Genomic DNA, 17944 nt, shown 5'->3' on the forward strand with positions numbered 1-17944 from the left:
CGACGGTTGGCACCGCGGCCGTTATCGTCGCCTTGTCCATTTGCTCGTGTACTCAGAGGTCCCATGGTCACCGCCAACACAAAACACAAAGCTCTCCGCTCTTCGCTAGACACCATCATTGACGAATCGCTGTTGGCGCTCCACGCGGAAGCAGCACGCGTGTCGCAACCGATTTCACTTATTGAGTGGAAGCAGGACCACTCGGAATTGGATGACCTTAGCGACTCCGGATGGCTCATGATTGCATCCCAGAGCTTGAGAGCTGCTGGTTTGAAGCTGGTGTACTTGGCCGAGGATGAGGGGTCAGAGCCGTTCCCCATCAACGACGTCTTCTATGACATAGAAGCGGGAGGCACCTAGCCTGCAGGCAAGTCCTGCATAGAGCCCAGTAGCAATAGCACTCTGTTGTGCGGCATTCTTCCTCACACTCTCTCTTGGGCACGGTGAGGCCAAGGGGAACTGGTCCGCGGCGCTCCGACCGGGAGGTCGCCAAGCGCTCTGGCTCGTCGCGACGACTGCGTCAGATGGACACCCGTCCTGTACCGTTCCAACGGCACGGCCGAAGTGGAGGCATAGACGTTCGGGTACTTGACGACTCAGCTGGCCAAGCACTCCTTGAGAGGTGCCGCCCGACCTTTAATGAGGAGCTCAGGAGTCCCCGTCGGCCAGCACGAGTCCGGCGTACGAACTCTTGGGGCAGGCGGAACGTCAAGCACGGGCGACGGGGTCGCGCCTGCGCGGGAGTTCATTGGTGGAATCGCCGTCACAGCGGAAAGAACCCGCTTCCTTGCCGAAGATTGTAGAAGGACTCATTTACTGAGAAACCGCTAGCCATAACCTGAGAAATCATCGGCCGGAGACCCCGGCCCGTCGCTTCAGAGCCCCTCGCCGGCTGCCCGCCGGGGAGGGGGTTGTATTTGTGCGGTCACTGAATCAGCCTGGCCGCTTCCTTGCCGAAGAGCTGCTGGGTACCATGTGGAAACTGGCCCTGCGCGGAACTGCGCGGGGTTGTCACGCTTTAAAGGTCTCATGCTCACAGGCGAACTCCGCTCTCAAGTCGACGCCATCTGGAACGCCTTCTGGTCCGGCGGCATCTCCAACCCGATGGAGGTTCTAGAACAAATTACTTACCTCCTGTTCATCCGTCGCCTGGACGACGCTCACACCCTTGAGGAAAACAAGGCCTTGACCCTCGGCAAGCCCATGTCGAACCGGGTGTTCCCGGCGGGCACGGACGAAAAGGGGCGCGACTACCAAGACCTGCGCTGGTCGCGCTTCAAGAACTTCGCACCGGCCGAGATGCACAAGGTGGTCGGCGAGCACGTGTTTCCGTTCCTGCGTCAGCTGGGGGGCTCGGGCAGCAGCTACGCGCTGCACATGAAGGACGCACGCTTCACCATCCCCACCCCAGGTCTGCTGGCGAAGGTGGTAGACATGCTGGACCACGTGCCGATGGAGGACCGCGACACCAAAGGCGACCTCTACGAGTACATGCTCGGCAAGATTGCGTCCGCCGGGCAGAACGGCCAATTCCGCACGCCGCGCCACATCATCAAGCTGATGGTGGCCATGACGCAGCCTATGCCCAAGGACGTCATCTGCGACCCGGCCAGCGGCACCTGCGGCTTCCTCGTGGCGGCCGGCGAGTACCTGCGCGAACGCCATCCGGGGTTGTTCCGTGACGCTGCCGCCCGCGCCCATTTCCACAAGGGCATGTTCCACGGCTACGACTTCGACAACACCATGCTGCGCATCGGCAGCATGAACATGGCGCTGCACGGCGTTGACGACCCGGACATCCGCTACAAGGACTCGCTGAGCGAGGAACATGCAGGCGACGAGGAGAAGTACAGCCTTGTGCTCGCGAACCCCCCTTTCGCGGGGAGCTTGGACTACGAGAACACGGCCAAGGACCTGCTGGCCATCGTCAAGACCAAGAAAACCGAGCTGCTGTTCTTAGCCTTGTTCTTGCGACTGCTGAAGCCCGGCGGCCGTGCCGCCGTCATCGTGCCCGATGGCGTGCTATTCGGCAGCAGCAAGGCGCACAAGGAACTGCGGCGCATCCTGGTGGAAGACCACAAGCTCGATGGCGTCGTGTCGCTCCCGTCCGGTGCCTTCAAGCCCTACGCGGGCGTGTCCACCGCCATCTTGCTGTTCACGAAGACTAACTCCGGCGGCACGGACCACGTGTGGTTCTACGACATGCAGGCCGACGGCTGGAGCTTGGACGACAAGCGCCAGCCGCTGCTGGACGAAACGAAGTTGGGCCCAACACCGGCACTACCACTCAGCGAGGCCGAACACGCGAAGAACAACCTGCCCGACGCGCTGACTCGTTGGGCCGAGAGAGACTCCGGCGAGCGGGAACGTCCGCGCACCACGCAGAGTTTTTGCGTCCCAAAAGAGGAAATTGCCGCGCAAGGCTACGACCTGTCTCTTAATCGCTACAAGGGCGTGGTCTCTGAAACGATGGAGCGAGAACGCCCGTCGGAAATCCTCGCGAAGTTGAAGCAGCTTGAGGCCCAGATTCGAGAAGGAATGGAAGAGTTAGAGGGGATGCTGAAGTGAGCTTGGCGCAGTTCGGGACGTTGTTTGAATTCATTCGTAATGGAATGAATATCAAACAGGACAAGTCCGGGAAAGGCCTTCCCATCACTCGAATTGAGACCATCTGGAACTCGGCAATTGACCCTGAGAGAGTCGGTTTTGCGGACTTGGACGAAGCAGACGCACGAGGGTGGCTCCTGTCGGCTGGAGACATTCTCTTCAGCCATATTAACAGTGTGGAGCACATCGGGAAGTGTGCAATCTACGAGGGCCAGCCATCAAGACTTGTGCACGGGATGAATCTCCTCTGCCTTCGACCAAATTCCGAACGATTGATTCCAAGTTACGCCAAGCATCTCATTCGCAGCCCGATGTTTCGGGCAAAGCTTTCGAGCTATATAAACAAGGCCGTGAACCAAGCGAGCGTTTCCATTGGCAATCTAAAGGCCATCGAAGTTCGGGTAGGCTCTTTGTCAGAACAACACCGCGTTGCAGCCATTCTGGACAAGGCGGATTCCCTTCGCGCTAAGCGGTTCGAAGCTTCCGCACAGCTGCAGCGTCTAGGTCACGCGATGTTTGCGGAGATGTTCTCGGATGCATCCGCCAGTGGCTCCACAACAAACACGCTGGAAGAGGTGACTGAGCTCATTACGAAGGGGACCACGCCGACCACTCTGGGGATGCCGTTTTCAGAGTCAGGCGTCCCCTTCATTCGGGTGCAGAACTTAGTGGATGGCGTTGTCGATTGGAGGAGAGATACCCTATTTATCGACGGGCGGACTCATGATGCACTCGAGCGTTCCAAGATTCGCGGCGGAGACGTGCTGGTGTCAATTGCCGGCACAATCGGGCGAGCAGCACTCGTCCCAGCAAGGGCGCCAACGATGAATTGCAACCAAGCAGTCGCGATTGTTAGACCCAACACCAGACATCTGCTGCCGGAATTCCTGCGCTTTTGGCTTGCCGATAAGGAAGCCCAAGTCCAGATTCGCGGGGGAATGGTAACGGGTACTATCACCAACGCTAGCCTTGCGTTAATCCGCAGTTTGAAGATTCGATTACCCAGCATGCAGCGGCAAGCAGAGTTCGTTCAGAAGTTGTCTGCAGTAGAAAGGATTGGCCTTGAATTCAAAGCCGCCTGTTCGCTCCAAGAAGCGTGTTTCAACGCGCTTCGCCACCAGGCGTTCGCGGGGGAACTCTGAATGCGCGCACTCGCGACTGCAGTCGGCACGTTAATGCACGTTTGCGGCCCCGCCGAGCTAAGCCAGCCCACCTTACTGCAGTTGTGATGCCATGGCGGCGCACCAAATCCCTCCCTCAGAACACGCCCGCGCATGAGTAATTTCGCCTTTCTCCAGGCCGAGTGGGCCTTGGTGTTCGAAGCGGCCCAGAAGGCCGAACACCATACCCACGCCGACGCGCGCAGCGCCTGCTTCTATGCGCGTCGAGCCCTGGAGTTGGCGGTGTCATGGCTCTACACGCATGACAAGGCGCTGAAGCTGCCGTACCAGGATAGCCTCAGTGCGCTCATTCATGAGCCCACCTTTCGACAACTTGTCGGGGACGCACTGTTCACAAAGGCTAGGCTGGTCAAAGACTTGGGTAACCAGGCCGTGCACAGCACCAGAAAGGTCGCAACCAGTGACGCAGTAGCCGCCACACGCGAGCTGTTCCACTTCTGTTTCTGGCTCGGACGGACGTATGGTCGGACTGGGCGGCCTTCTCCGGGGCTCACGTTCGACGCCGGGCTGCTGCCCAAATCGCCTTCTCATAGTCCTGCGGTCACTCAGTCCGCGGAGCAGCTCCAGAAGCTCGGCGAGCAGTTGCGCGAGAAGGACGCCAAGCTGTCGGAGGTTCTCGCGAGCCGTGCGGCACTAGACGCGGAACTCCAGAAGCTGAGGGAGGAAGTCGCAGCGGCAAAGAAGGCGAACAGCGCTGTTCCCGACACGCACGACTATGCCGAGGCCGAGACCCGCAAGGCGTACATCGACCTCCTGTTGCGTGAGGCGGGCTGGGAGCTGGACCCGAAGAAGAATTTCGAAGTCGAAGTGACGGGCATGCCGAACGGCCAGGGAACAGGCTTTGTTGACTACGTGCTGTGGGGAGATGACGGCAAGCCCTTGATGCTCGTGGAGGCCAAGCGGACGACCAAGAGTCCGATGGTCGGCCAGCAGCAGGCCAAGCTGTACGCGGACTGCCTGGAGCAGCAGTACGGCCAGCGGCCGGTCATCTGCTATTCCAATGGCTACGAGCACTGGCTGTGGGACGACCTGTCCTACCCGCCCAGGCTAGTACAAGGGTTCTACAAGAAGGACGAGCTGATGCTGCTCGTTCAACGCCGTGGCTCCCGCAAGAAGCTCGCAGAGGCCCCTGTCAATGGCGCCATCATCGAGCGCTACTACCAGACACGTGCGGTACGCCGCGTCAGCGCCACCTTCGAAGTCGACCAGCAGCGAAAGGCGCTGCTCGTCATGGCGACCGGCAGTGGCAAGACACGCACGGTCATTGCTCTGGCCGACCTGCTGATGCGCTGCAACTGGGCCAAGCGCATTCTGTTCCTCGCTGACCGTGTGGCGCTGGTTAACCAGGCAGTCAACGCCTTCAAGGCCCATCTCCCGGACTCGGCCCCAGTGAATCTGGTGACAGACAAGGCCACGGAGGGCCGGGTGTTCGTCTCCACTTATCCCACCATGATGGGTCTCATTGACGAGACCTTTGACGGGCAACGTCGCTTCGGGGTGGGTCACTTCGACCTGGTAGTCATCGACGAAGCACACCGCTCCGTCTACCAGAAGTACGGCGCCATCTTTCGGTACTTCGATTCGCTGCTCGTCGGCCTGACAGCGACGCCCAAGGACGAAATCGACCGGAATACCTACGGCTTGTTCGAGCTCGAAGCGGGTGTTCCGACGGATGCCTATGACTTGGACCAGGCGGTTGCCGATGGACATCTGGTTCCGCCGGTGGCCATCTCCGTGCCGCTGAAGTTCCAGCGCGAAGGCATCAAATACGCGGACCTCTCCGAGGAAGAGAAGGCACAGTGGGACGAACTAGAGTGGAATGAGGACGGGACGGCACCAGACTCGGTCAGCGCCGAGGAGTTGAACAAGTGGCTGTTCAACATCGACACCGTCGACAAGGTGCTCGAGGTCCTGATGACGAAGGGCCAACGGGTCGCAGGTGGCGACCGCTTGGGCAAGACCATCATCTTTGCCAAGAACAATGCCCACGCGGACTTCATTGAGCAGCGGTTCAACGCGAACTACCCTGAGTACAAGGGCCATTTCGCTCGAGTGGTGACGTACAAGACCGAGTACGCCCAAAGCCTCATCAACGACTTCTCCCAGAAGGAGAAGATGCCGCACATCGCCATCTCCGTCGACATGCTGGACACCGGCATCGACGTCCCGGAGGTCGTGAACCTGGTCTTCTTCAAGATGGTGCGGTCGAAGACCAAGTTCTGGCAGATGCTCGGACGCGGAACGCGTCTTTGCAAGGACTTGTTCGGGCCGGGCGAGGACAAGAAGAACTTCTTCGTCTTCGACTTCTGCCAGAACCTCGAGTTCTTCAGCCAGAACCCTGCGGGGGTGGAAGGAGCGGCGGCCGAATCACTGACCACCCGGCTGTTCAAGAGCCGCTTGGAAATCCTGGGCGAGCTAGATAAGCGTTTGAAGGAGGGCGTCGCCGAGGCCGCGCCAGGCCCTTACGGCCACCCGACGCTCGCGGAATTGCGCGAATGGACGGTCCAATCGTTGGTTGAACGCGTGGGGGCGATGAACGTGGACAACTTCATCGTCCGTCCGCATCGGCAGGCCGTCGAGCGGTACGCCCAGCCTTCGGCCTGGAAGTCGCTTCAGCCGGAGGACTTCGACACTCTCAGCTCCGAGGTCGCGGCATTGCCGTCCCAATTGTCCGATTCGGACGAGGAGGCCAAGCGGTTCGACCTGCTTGTCATGCGTGCGCAGCTCGCGATTCTTCAGGCCAAGCCGGATTTCATGGGCCTGCGCCAGAAGATTCAGGCGATTGCGGTGGCGCTCGAGGACGAGATGTCCATCCCGGCTATCAAGGCGGAGGCCATGCTGATTCACGCAGTTGCCGGCGACGAGTGGTGGCAGGACGTGACGGTGCCGATGCTCGAGACGGTGCGCCGGAGGCTTCGCGCTCTGGTCAAGCTACTGCCCAAAGGTCAGAAGAAGGTGGTCTACACCGACTTCGAGGACGAGGTCGGCGAAGGCGCCCTCATCGACCTGCCCCAGGTCACGGCCGGCCTGAACATGGCGAAGTTCAAGGAGAAGGCGCGCGCATTCCTGAAGGAGCACGAATCGCACCTAGCCCTCCAGCGGCTACGGCGGAACCAGGCACTGACGCCGACTGACCTTCAGGAACTCGAGAGGATGCTGGTGCAGGCGGGGGGCACCGAGCCGCTGCTCGCAGACGCCAAGCGCGTTGGCCTGGGACTTTTCGTTCGGTCGCTCGTTGGACTGGACCGCGAAGCGGCCATGCACGCGTTCAGCGAGCTCCTTCAGGGCAGCAAACTGACTCCAGAACAGATTGAGTTCATCGGGTTGGTGGTCGAGGAGCTGACGCAGAATGGTGTTGTGCCCCCAGAACGTTTGTTTGAACCCCCCTTCACGGACATCAATGCGCACGGGCCGACGGCGCTCTTTCCGTCAGCACAGGTCACTCGCATCGTGGGCGTTCTAAACGAGATTCAGGCGCGCGCAGTAGCGTAGGGGCGCTGAGGGACAAGCTGTAGCAGCCCGCGCGCCGAAGGCTATTCATGGAGGTGCAGTCTGGCGGCGCTCCGCCTTGTCCAGCTTACGGTGGACGAGAGATGACAGGGTTAATATGTCCAGAGCATCCTGTTCTGTCATCGTCCACTCCACCTTTGCGTGATGCGCTAGTGGATTCCGGACGCAGCCGAAAAGACCGACCAGCAGGCTCACAAATCCTCTCTGTTCGCCCCGGTCGGTCTCCGACCTCAAGCTGTTGATGGCCAGTGTAGGAGCGTCCGCTTTACCGAACCCGAAGGCACGTTGCACTAGGTCCGCGCCGTCGCCATCGAGCCCCGATAGCGTGCGCACCTTGGCGGCGATGCTCTTGGTCGCCTCAAAGACAGCGTGAAAGTAGTTCTCCTGCAAGAGTTCTGCGCGACAAAACTGAAGGACGTCGGGATGCACACCCCTGGCTGATAACGCCGCTGAGAGCCTGTTCGCACGCTGAAGCGCTTCCGTCAGCGTCTGAGCAGCACTAGCTCGACTAACCTTTCCGTCTTCTCGCACCTGATACCCCGACAGCAGGAGCACTGCGTTCAGGCGTTGACGTCTGAGCTCGAACAACGCTGGCGTATTCGTGTAGCGCACCGGCGCCATGGCGCGGTTAACGAACATGATGAGATAGTTGCCGATGCATTTCTCGTTCTGGATGGATGCGAGTGCGCTGTACAGGCGCTTCCACTTGGTGTTTGTCGAATCAACATCAGGAATCTCCGCATCCCTGAGAATGAAGCCAATCTCCGGCCCTGTCAGTCCATCGTTCGTGTCGCCGAGAACACGAGCCACAGCTTCGATGTGCGCCGATGTGAATGGCGCGAGACTGTCTGCCATTTGCCTCCTTCATCGTTTGACCAGCATAGGTGGCCTATCCGCCTCCCGCGCAGCGCAAGCGGACTTCATGCTGGACGGCCTTTGTAACCCGCAGGCGGATACTTCAGTTTCCTGGGCGCTTTCGCGACGGCAGTCGATTTGAACGGAGCAGGGTCCACTTCAAAAACGCTCACCGCAACCTGGTTGTTGCCATGAACATGCGCAATGAGCCGGTCTGGTTGCGGGAGGGGAATTTGGGCGGTTGACCCACCAAATTGGCCCATGTTCGCTAGTACCACTGGCTGGTACATGTGAAAGTGGAGGGCGGCCACCATGTTGTCGAAGGTTTGCACGTCCTGATTCAATGCCGCTACCAGGAACATGTCGGACTTTTCGCGCAAGTCTGCGACCAGGTCCAGGTCCGTGGCGTCATAGCAAATCGCGGCCGCGATGCGGGTTCGGGTCTTCGTGCCTACGGGCAACTCCAGCAACGTCAGGTGAGGACGATGTCCCTTGATGCCCATCTCTAACTCGAGCTTCATCGGGTGCTTCTTGCCCTGCCAGACATACTGAATGCTTCTGCCATGGGCCGGAGACGCCGTTCTAATCATCCACAGCCCTTGATTCACTGGACCGCCGCGCTTGTGCGAATGAACAAAGGTGAGCCCGGTGAAGATGCTGGCCCGCAACTTGTCAGAAAGGCGGCGCAGAAGAAAGACGTGCTCAGGGTGCACAGCCAACTCCGGGAACAATATGACGTCGACGATGGCGTCATCCTCGCTCTTTCCGCCTAACGCGATTCCCTTCGCAGAAGCCCAAGTACGCAGCTTCTGGTTGGCAAGTCTGCACACCTCGGCCAAATGTCGCCGGTGCGCAGCCAGCACCCCTGCCGTCCAGTGAATTGGGTCCTTCGTGTCGAACTCTTCTGACCGGGGGCGCATCGGCTGAACAATGGCGACGCGAAGGAGCCTTTCCCGAAGAGGCGCGCTGTCGTCGGTGGGCACCACGTACATTGGCGTTCGGCTTCGCCGGCCGAAAAGCGCCCGCTGCTCGGTGATGCGCTTGTCGAGAAGCTTCAGCAGCTCCTTGCGCGTGCGTACCTCGCCCGCCGCAGTTCCATTCTGCGCGCGGAACTCGACGCCAGGCCACTGCAGCAGCGTCGACAGGAAGCCAGAGAGCCACGGTGACACGGGGCTGGGCTCGTCCATCAAACCGCGGGCGGAGTTAAGTAGTCCGAACCGGCGCTTGTACCAAGTACTCCGCAGCCCTTTATATCGGCCGACGTCTTCTGTCACCAGGTATCTTCTCGTGGTGAAGTCGAACTCCCCAGTTAGGGCGGCGCGAAGAATACGCCCGAGGCCATATAGCCATGCCTTGTCGTCGGCCACCCAAGGAGGGTTCTGGTACATGGGATTCGTGACCAAGTGCGTTTCAGAAGGAGCCATCGTCACCTGAATGAATCCGGCCTCGGTCGGTAACGCTTGTATTTCATCCCAGGCTGCACACTCCAGGACGATGTCGCTGGGAGTCAGACCGTTGGCGAGCCTGTCCTCGATTCCCTCTTGTTGAAGCAGGGACCGTGCGAGCATCAATAGCCCGTTCTCCTGGCCGAAAATGTTCTCGTCGCTCGCCATCACCTGCGTCAGCGACCGCGGGGCTTGCCGCCCTTCGGTACTTCGTCGCGCAGGGGGCTTCCTAGCAGCGTCAATGAGACCGGTGGGAACGTATTTCTTCCAAGCAGCCGCGCGCACGCCCCGAGTGGAACGAATGGCTTCCAAAACGAGGTCCGGTCGACTCAGGACGATGGTCCTCACCGCGTGCTCTTGCTGCTTTTCATCGTCCGTATTCCTTAGGCCCTCTCTGAGCCAGACAGCGAAGCGTCTGCTGTCCGGGGTAAGCTGCTGGCCCACGAGGGCAAGCGGAATCGCTGTCACCAACCGGGCGGAGTGCGCCGGCGCGTACATCATTGAGCGCTGGAGCTCCACATACGCTGCAATCTCGGGTGGCATGCTCGCCTGGTGTGCGGCCAAGGAGAAGTCGCCAATGGACGACAAATACAGGTACGCCTGCTGGAGAAGGTACCAGGGTGAAGTGGCGCGCTCGCTGATGATGCGGCGTGCAAATGCACCAAGGTCCTGGCGATACCCCGCTATATCCACAGAGTCTGGGTACTCCTCGCTGTCGCGGTAGCCGGTTTCGACCGCCCCCGCCCTCAAGAGGTCCGCAGACACGTACTCGGAGACACGTACTTCTCGCCACCGGTCAAGGTCCAGGTCCGTAGGTGCGCCGAACAGCTTCACGGTCAGCGCTTCCACCACCGGCGCCAGAAGCGCAGGATGCGGGTACAGGTCCATCCCGCAGCGCAGAAGCAACGCAAGCGACGGGTTCTCGGCCCAGCACTTCACGAGTTTTCTTGCTGTGGACTCGAACTCGTGGGCGATGACCGCACCTTCGCTGATGCCATCCACGAGAGCTTCCTCGCGCTCGGCGGGAGCGGTTACGTCGGCCATTGCCAAGCGATGCCGGAGCATCTGCGCCAATCGGGTGGCTACGAAGCGTTTGACCGTGTCATCGCGAACGTCTGTTGATGGGACGGCTACCGTTGCCAACCGCATGCGCGAGCCCTTGGGCTCGGGGCGCTCTTCAATCTGGTCCGCCATCCACAAGAGGCCGTCCAATCCGCCCGCGGCTTGTACGAGCGACTCCAAGTCGAACGTGCCACTGAGCTCCGCGTTCAGAACGTCCATCAACGCAGACATGTTGCTCTGCGCCGAGATTGAACGGTATGGCGTTATCGTACGTTTGTGGTCCTCGCTCGAAAGCTTGAGCACGTGTTTGGCTTCGATTCTCTTGCAATGCTCCGTGAGTTGTGCTTCGACGAAAGACACCACCTGCGCCAGAATTCCATTCAGCAACGCTTCTTGCGCCGGCGCTTCAACGACGATGCGAATGTCATCGACATAGCGGCTGTAGTCGAGAATCTTGACCTCGCCTGAAAGCGTCTTGCCGCTCGTGACCGCTTGGTGCATTGCACGGTCGAAGCCAATCATGTAGGCGTTCGCCAGGAAGCCGGACGCCACCAAGCCTTGCGGCAGTCCCAGATTCAGCGTCTTAGCATCGGCTTCTCGAATGAGCGGCGCGTGCACCTGGTCTTCGTCACGCCACTTCCAGGCAAAGATGCGCGTGGTCCGCGCCCAGAACACATCGTCAGCCCAGAGATGCTGCGGGTTGCCGGTGTTAGTCCGGTGCTCTAATTCAAATTTTCGGAGCTCTCCAACCAGCGCAGTGGTATCAATGCAGTCGAAGAACGACTTGATGTCCAGCGAAACAACGAATAGCTCCCGCCGCTTCGGCACTTGCGCGACTAGCTCAGCGCATATCCGCCGAGGCCTGGCCAGGAATAGCCGGTAATCCTGAAAGTACTGCCGATAGGTGCGACCGTTTCCCCAGGAAAAGTCCGCTCGGGGATGATGGTCGGGGGAAGTGACCTTCCATCGGCAATCCAGTCGATTTCCGTAGCTAACGGTTCCGGCTTCGCGAGCCTTCCAAAGGTCCGTCTCACCCGAGTCCCCTTGGGCTGACTCAATGGCCTCCGCCAGGCACATCATCACCGCCGTTGCCAATGTTTGGTCGCGGATACAGAGATGCGCCAAGGGACGAAGTTTCTGCGCTGAAGCTGCTCCCTCCTCGGTCGATGCTGAATTCGCGGACTTTGGCCTCCAGTCGTCGAACGCCGGGTCTGGGCCTAGGTCGTCCCAGTTCACATCCATCAGATTTTCAATCGAAGGCAGTGGTGCTCTTTCCGCGAACTCCCATCTAGCGTTCTTGGGCGCCGGCACAAGCAGCAGCGGAGCAGGCAAGAAATCCTGGGATTGCGCCTCCATCGACCAAGCAAGGAGTCTTGCCTCCAAGTCGATGGTGGATACATCCAGCTCGAGCACATCCGCATACCAGTTGTGCCTGCGAATGAACGCATGCGACTTCTTCCAGGCCTGCGAAAGCACCACTACGTCAGATAGGTACCGACCCTGAGGCGCCAGCTCCAGGTACTCGCTTCGAACAATCGTCATCGAATTCCCTCCCCCATTATTCTGCTCATCCTGTTCGTCGCGCATGCTTGGCCCACCAAGTCGCGAACGCTCGATGCCGGCCAACGTATCTGCGCTATGGCTTCCTGCTTACGAGTTTGATGCGCCGCGCGCCAGAAATGGTACTGCTCGCGCGTGACTGCCTCCAATCAACCAAAGGAAGGCCACCAGCGCCAACCTATAACTCATTCGCGTCAGCTCGCCCGTGTCTTTGCATTCCCGATTTTCTTCGCACGGCTCGCCCTTCGCGCGCGAGTGCCGCTAGCAGCTCCGCTCGGAACGCGCTTTGCTCTCGCCTCACGAAAGTTCTTCGGCTGGATTGCATTGATGCCGATGACTCGCAAGAACTTCGACGAGTCATCTCGCATCAGGGCATCGGCTCTCGACTGAAGTGCCTTAACGAGGTCATCAAACGACAGGGCCCGGCGAGTCCCAGGGCATCTCCAGGTGCGCTTACGTTGAAGGACGATTACCAAGAACCCGGTGTTGGCATTTCGCTGGCGCATGTATTGCCCAACCAGTTGCTGCTCGAGTGCTTCGAAATACTCTGGCAGTGTCCATCGCTCCGACATCTTCAGCTCAATGGATGCTGTCAGGTCCAGAGATTCCTTGGCGCAGTGCACATCTCGACGGTTGTGTTCCGCTGTCTCGGGCTCACGTTGCACAACGAACTCGCCACGAGCGTGGTGCTTCAGTTCACTGGCGAGCAACTGTTGAAAATCGCTTTCGAGGGCAAGGCCGGACTTGTCTGTCTTCAGTGCCCGGAGCTCGACGGCGCTGAAAAACCGTCGAAGACTATGCTCGCCGTGCTCAATGTCGTACTTCACTGCAACTAGGGCGTTCTGGACTGCGAGGTCGAATGAGACCCGCCCTGTGATACCCGCCTCGAAATCCCGTTCGAATTTCTCAAAGGCACGCTGGTCCAGTGGCGGCCGGGCGAACTGTGCTTCCCGCATGTGATATTGAACGCGCCTGAAGTACGGCCTCTGTTTGTCACCAAGCTTTAATTTGAGCCACTCCAGCACGTCGTATGCTCGTTGGGTGCGCGCCTCGGCTATCGCAGGAACAAAGGCGTCTCGGAAATCTTGGGCACTTTCCCGGCCGCCAATGGCATACACCTCGCCATCCGCGTGCTGAGCGTCGTCGGTAGGACGGACTACGTCGAGCGCAATCACATACAGGGCTCCCAACGCATCGACGCCATCGTGCGTCTCCGTTGCGATGCCGCTGAGGAGTGCGCCACGGTCACGCCCAAGCTCCATGGCAAGTGCATACACGAATGCCTTGGCCGCACCTGCGTCTTCAGCTGTCCATCCTTGCATCCGCTCCACAAAGCTGCGCGGATGCCGGCGAAGCCAGTGGCTTCCCCAGACCGTCGCTTGGCTAACCGCCTCTGCGCGTGTGGCGTGGTCTTGGGGCGATGCCGCGGCCGCACCCATGAAGGGCTCGCTCACCCTTTTCCATGCGAGCGCTTCGAACTCCGTCTGCGAAGCTGCGTCCGGGGCCACCGCCGTGGCGGTTAGCATCTTGTCGACGATAAAGCCGCGGCGGTCAGACTCTTCGCCTTCCAGAATTTGCCAAGCCAGAGGAGCAAGGCGTTCGCGAATCCGCTCCGGGGCTTGGTCGAGCGCGGAAAACAGGTTTCCGGCATGCTCGCGTGACACGGCGCCGGCACTTGCTGCCTTCGCGAGTCCCTCCAGCTCATCTCCCGCGATGTCTTCGTGCGCCCGCACTAGCGCCCAGAACCACTTCGGAAACCCGTTAATCTCAAACGCCGCGTAACGAATCGCCTGTCGTACCTCGTTCTCGCTGAGAGGAGGCAAATTCTTCCCTTCGCCTAGCTCTAAGTGGAGGGCCTGAAGGCCTGCCGCCGTGAGGTGATATGTGGAATTGGGCTCATCCTCTTTGAAGCGAGGGGGTTGAGAACGCCAGAAGTGGCCGAGTCCTTCGCGAACGGCTCCCGCCATTGCGTGTCCAGCTCTGTCCTCCAACTGCTTGAAATCGACCTCGCCGTATCGTGACCGCCTGGTTGTGTGCAGCAGCCATCCTGCAAGCCAAGCAAATTCATTCAGAGCGGCTCCGCTGCGTATGGCTTCAATGGAGGCCTGAAGCGCTGCCTTGGCCGTGTCTGCGAGCTGCAAGCGGTCCTTCGGTTGTGGAGTGCGGGGGGCCTGCCCCGCCATCCGTTCTATGCGCGCCGTCTCTTCCCTGACCAACCGCCTCAAAGGCTCTGAGCCGAGGGTTGACACATCGTCGTCTGTTGGCACGCAGATGCTTCCGTACCCATACACCAACTGCCACAAGTCACCCTTGGTGCCAGCTGCCCAACGCACCAGCATCGCGAAGTACGCCTGACGCACATCCGCACGTTCTTTAAGAGCCCCCTTCAACTCTCGAACATCGGCGCTCCCGTGATGCGCGTCTCTTATCGCGCGGAATAGGATTAAGCACAGGATGGCCAATTTGTCTGCTGTCGGCGCGTGCTGGCGGCGCAACAAGATGGCCAGAAGCTCGGCCGAGAACTCTACGAACCGCTCGTTCGTCATGTGAGTCGAAGGATTTCGACGCCCCTGCCTCCCGCGAACCTGCGACGCCTTCATCACCAAGCCGCGCACTAGCCAATACAGCTGCTGGTCGGAAGCAGCAGGAACAAGCACCTCCTTCACGTCGCCTGTGAGATGAAATGCGGACCGTCCTCGCTCAAGGTACCTGCCTAGAACAATCACGACGTCCCGCGCATTCAGATAGGTCCAGCCGAGGGTTGCCACCACGCGCGAGGCAAACGATTCCGGCGTATGGGCCGAGAGTAGAAGGGCGCCCGCCAAGCCTTCAAGGTCCTCTTCACGCCCGAGCTCGAGGATGTAGTCTGCGTCCATCGTGGACCTCAGAAGGCTGTGATAGTCGCCGCGGTGCGATGACATCACCAAATCCCGCAGTACATCTGAACCCGAATAAGCGGCGATGTCGAGAAGCACGTCGCGCGCAACGTTGCTCCCCCCGTGTTCGTGAAAAAGCTCCAAAATCACGGACAGGGTGCGCGTGGAGCCAGCTTGCCAGTAGTGTTCTGAAGTGAGCCGAAACTGCCCGCGACCGGGCCAATCGTTGCTTCTCGCTATCGCAGACACGGAGTCTCGCAGTGCTCGCTCGGCGTCAGGCGGCGCCACCGAACGATTGCGGAGGTCTCCGAAGAAGGCGAGCGCTTGCGGGTCGATTTTGAGGATTTCCGCTCTGCAGTGCGGATTCAGCGTGGCCAACCATCCCATGACTGGGAGCAACCGCCGGTCGACGCCACTTTCTCCCGTGGGTGCCTGCCAAGACAGCGCCGCTACCAACCGATACGCGAGCTCAGGCGACTTTGCCAAGCCTGAAAGGTGGCATGCAGCCAGGTAGGGGGGTAACTCGTTCGGAAAAATCTTTACCTGATGGTGTCCGACGTCGCTGAACCCGTGCGCGCCGAGTAGGACCTGGAGAACGGCCTCAGAAATTCGGCTGCCCACGATGAGCCGAGCAGAGATTGCGTCAGCAGAAGGCAGCAATCCTTCCTGCGGCAGCTCGATATTCGGTAGCTGACATAGTTGGGAGGCTGCAGCTAGCCGCCTTACCGATTCAGTAACCAGTTCCACACCCTCGTTCCCCGCGTCCTTGATTCGCCGGTCTGCCGCGAGCTTCCTCGCGATACTCGACTCAAGCCGTTCGAAGATTTCGGTGAGGCTCTCGGGTGGCCTGGTGAGAAGGTCAATTTCTGCAAGTGTCGCCAAACCCCCTGGGTTTTCGACGAGAGTTCCCAGTCCTCGGCGCGAGGCGAGTGCAATAAGCTCCGGAGCGCGGTCTATGCCCAGCCTTTCGGACAAGTACCTGATGGACTGGTTCCTATCCAGCTCCGTCATTCGAAACACTGCGAGCGCCTCCGGGTCCGTCACTCTCTCTCTGAAAACCGCGTCCATCGCGGCGTCATTTGGCGACGTCTGGTCACTCGCGGTGCTTGCAGGCGTTACCGTCTTCCCTCGGCCGAATAGCCTCTGCAGGTCAGATACGACCTTGGCTGTCAGTAGCGCAGGACGTGTGGAGATAACCCATCGCACGTCGTTTGCCGGCCAGTTCACCGCAGCCGTAACCTGCCGCAGCCAGTAGGTTAGGTCGTCGTCGTTTCCCGGTGACGCCTCGTCCAGCGAATCCAGGAACACCGTCATAGGGCTTGTAGTCGCCGCCTGCCAGTCCTTGAAGCTTTCGTAATCGTCGCCGGTATCCGAAACTGCAGCCTCGAAACCTCCGCGGCTTCGTACGCGTCTGAGTGCGACAAAAATCGCGTGTTGTCCCTGTTCGCGCATGCGGCGGGCCTGCTCCACCATCTCGGTTGTTTTTCCGAAATTTGCAGGCGCCCGAATCACTGACGCCCTGCGGGCGAGAACCTCGCGCCACCCGATTCGGCCTTCACCAGACACATCGTGTTCTTCGGTGTCAGCGGGGTCAATCTCGATGAACGTGCGCTGTAGGTCCAAATACTCGGGAGTACTCATCCCTGTATGTGTATCACCAACTGCAGATTCAGCAATCCTCTGTTCAAGGCAGGGGCGCGAGTGGACGGCTGAAAGGGCAGCACCGCCCGCCGCACTCCGTACGACCGCCAATATGTCAAGTGGACGCACGCTTCTCGGCGCCGGAGTGGCTAGGCTCCAGTCTGAATAGCCTCCATTCGCTTCTGATTGCCCTGCGGCAGCCCCCAGTTGCGTGCCACTGCGGTTATGAGTCCCAGGGACTCGGCGCTCGGCGCATGTTGATTGGCCGCCTTGTTCCGACCTCGTATCTGACAGCGGCGAAGTGCTGAACGTCGCTGGCGAGGACCTGCACGCTCTTTCGCATGTACGCCGGCCTTTTCGCATGCACACCCTCGTGTCGGTCGCGTTCGGCCTGTCCGCATCGGACATGTCGCAGAGGACGCCCCAAACTGACTCCCCTGGTGCGACGACGAGTTCAGCGACGCCGCAGGCGCCCTCTTCTGAAAAGCGCGTAAAGGCGCGCTTGTAGGCTCTCTCCGCAACACAGACGAAGGTGTGTGACGGGCACCGTTGCCGGATTTGTTCATCCGACATTTTCGAGCCGTAAAGCAAAGTGCTTGTGCATTTCACCTCTTGGCTCGCCGACTGGCCGTCGCTCCACCGTCGCCTTCAAGAGGGTCACCACAGTGCCAACATCAGCAAGACCTCGACGCTTCAGCCCTGACTTCCCTGCGCGGAACAAAACTCTTGGATGGAGGGAGGGAGAGGCGTTCTAGGGCAAAGCGCCCCCTAGCCCGCTTGGCGGACTGAGCGCGCATTGCCCTTGTGCTACTTGGACGGCGGAGTCGAGTTGGCGCACCGGGCGTCACGGAAGAGAGTCTTCCCCGTGACACGGCCAGACTTCTGGGCGAGCATTCCGCCCCCTGTCGCGCTCTAGCCGAAGCACCCACGCCGCTGCCATGACATCCCGCGTTGCAGCAAAAACCGGGGCGCGGTGTGTTGAGCCCCCTCCTCCCGGTAAGCAGGATATGCAACGGTTTTAAATTTCCTAATCGATTGATGCGCCGTACTCCGGTGGACCTCCGGCCTCGGGTTGGCATCTCCCGAAAACCGCTGTTTGGCGAGGCAGCTGCTTCCTTCCGAACCGAACCCGTCGGTCGGCGCAACGAGCGGTTCGCCGTCAATTCCTGGACAAGTTCAGGCCTCGCGCACGTTCTTTGTTGCCGCA

At 60.0% G+C, this 17944-nt stretch carries 7 protein-coding genes; 4 read left to right on the top strand and 3 right to left on the bottom strand.

What is annotated here, in order from left to right:
* Positions 1 to 63: 63 nt before the first annotated feature.
* From JI746_RS09790 to JI746_RS09805, 4 genes are all read left to right on the top strand, one after another.
* Positions 64 to 360: a hypothetical protein gene (locus JI746_RS09790; protein WP_201688978.1), complete on the top strand. Its 297-nt coding sequence runs from the start codon at positions 64 to 66 to the stop codon at positions 358 to 360.
* A gap of 669 nt (positions 361 to 1029) precedes the next feature.
* Positions 1030 to 2568: a type I restriction-modification system subunit M gene (locus JI746_RS09795; protein WP_201688980.1), complete on the top strand. Its 1539-nt coding sequence runs from the start codon at positions 1030 to 1032 to the stop codon at positions 2566 to 2568.
* Positions 2565 to 3749 (top strand): restriction endonuclease subunit S, encoded by a 1185-nt coding sequence (locus tag JI746_RS09800; RefSeq protein ID WP_201688982.1) that lies wholly within the window; start codon positions 2565 to 2567, stop codon positions 3747 to 3749. Before JI746_RS09795 ends, JI746_RS09800 begins: the two co-directional genes overlap by 4 nt.
* A gap of 132 nt (positions 3750 to 3881) precedes the next feature.
* A complete protein-coding gene (locus JI746_RS09805) occupies positions 3882 to 7280 on the top strand; it encodes a DEAD/DEAH box helicase family protein (protein ID WP_201688984.1) in 3399 nt (1132 codons plus the stop codon).
* 45 nt (positions 7281 to 7325) lie between these two features.
* Here JI746_RS09805 and JI746_RS09810 read toward each other — a convergent pair whose 3' ends face one another.
* The 3 genes from JI746_RS09810 to JI746_RS09820 form a co-directional block, all read right to left on the bottom strand.
* Positions 7326 to 8153 (bottom strand): TIGR02391 family protein, encoded by an 828-nt coding sequence (locus JI746_RS09810; protein WP_201688986.1) that lies wholly within the window; start codon positions 8151 to 8153, stop codon positions 7326 to 7328.
* A 65-nt stretch (positions 8154 to 8218) separates the two neighbouring features.
* Positions 8219 to 12247, bottom strand: a complete 4029-nt coding sequence (locus JI746_RS09815; RefSeq protein ID WP_236599732.1) for an RNA-directed DNA polymerase — start codon at positions 12245 to 12247, stop codon at positions 8219 to 8221.
* A gap of 167 nt (positions 12248 to 12414) precedes the next feature.
* Positions 12415 to 16737 (bottom strand): hypothetical protein, encoded by a 4323-nt coding sequence (locus JI746_RS09820; RefSeq protein WP_201688987.1) that lies wholly within the window; start codon positions 16735 to 16737, stop codon positions 12415 to 12417.
* Positions 16738 to 17944 lie beyond the last annotated feature (1207 nt).

The organism is Ramlibacter alkalitolerans (genome assembly GCF_016722765.1).
Lineage (GTDB): Bacteria > Pseudomonadota > Gammaproteobacteria > Burkholderiales > Burkholderiaceae_C > Ramlibacter > Ramlibacter alkalitolerans.

Bases quoted from the DNA above. Each gene is read 5' to 3' on its own strand.
- JI746_RS09820 (WP_201688987.1), bottom strand. From the start codon at position 16,737: ATGAGTACTCCCGAGTATTTGGACCTACAGCGCACGTTCATCGAGATT.
- JI746_RS09790 (WP_201688978.1), top strand. From the start codon at position 64: ATGGTCACCGCCAACACAAAACACAAAGCTCTCCGCTCTTCGCTAGAC.
- JI746_RS09810 (WP_201688986.1), bottom strand. From the start codon at position 8,153: ATGGCAGACAGTCTCGCGCCATTCACATCGGCGCACATCGAAGCTGTG.
- JI746_RS09805 (WP_201688984.1), top strand. From the start codon at position 3,882: ATGAGTAATTTCGCCTTTCTCCAGGCCGAGTGGGCCTTGGTGTTCGAA.
- JI746_RS09795 (WP_201688980.1), top strand. From the start codon at position 1,030: ATGCTCACAGGCGAACTCCGCTCTCAAGTCGACGCCATCTGGAACGCC.
- JI746_RS09815 (WP_236599732.1), bottom strand. From the start codon at position 12,247: ATGCGCGACGAACAGGATGAGCAGAATAATGGGGGAGGGAATTCGATG.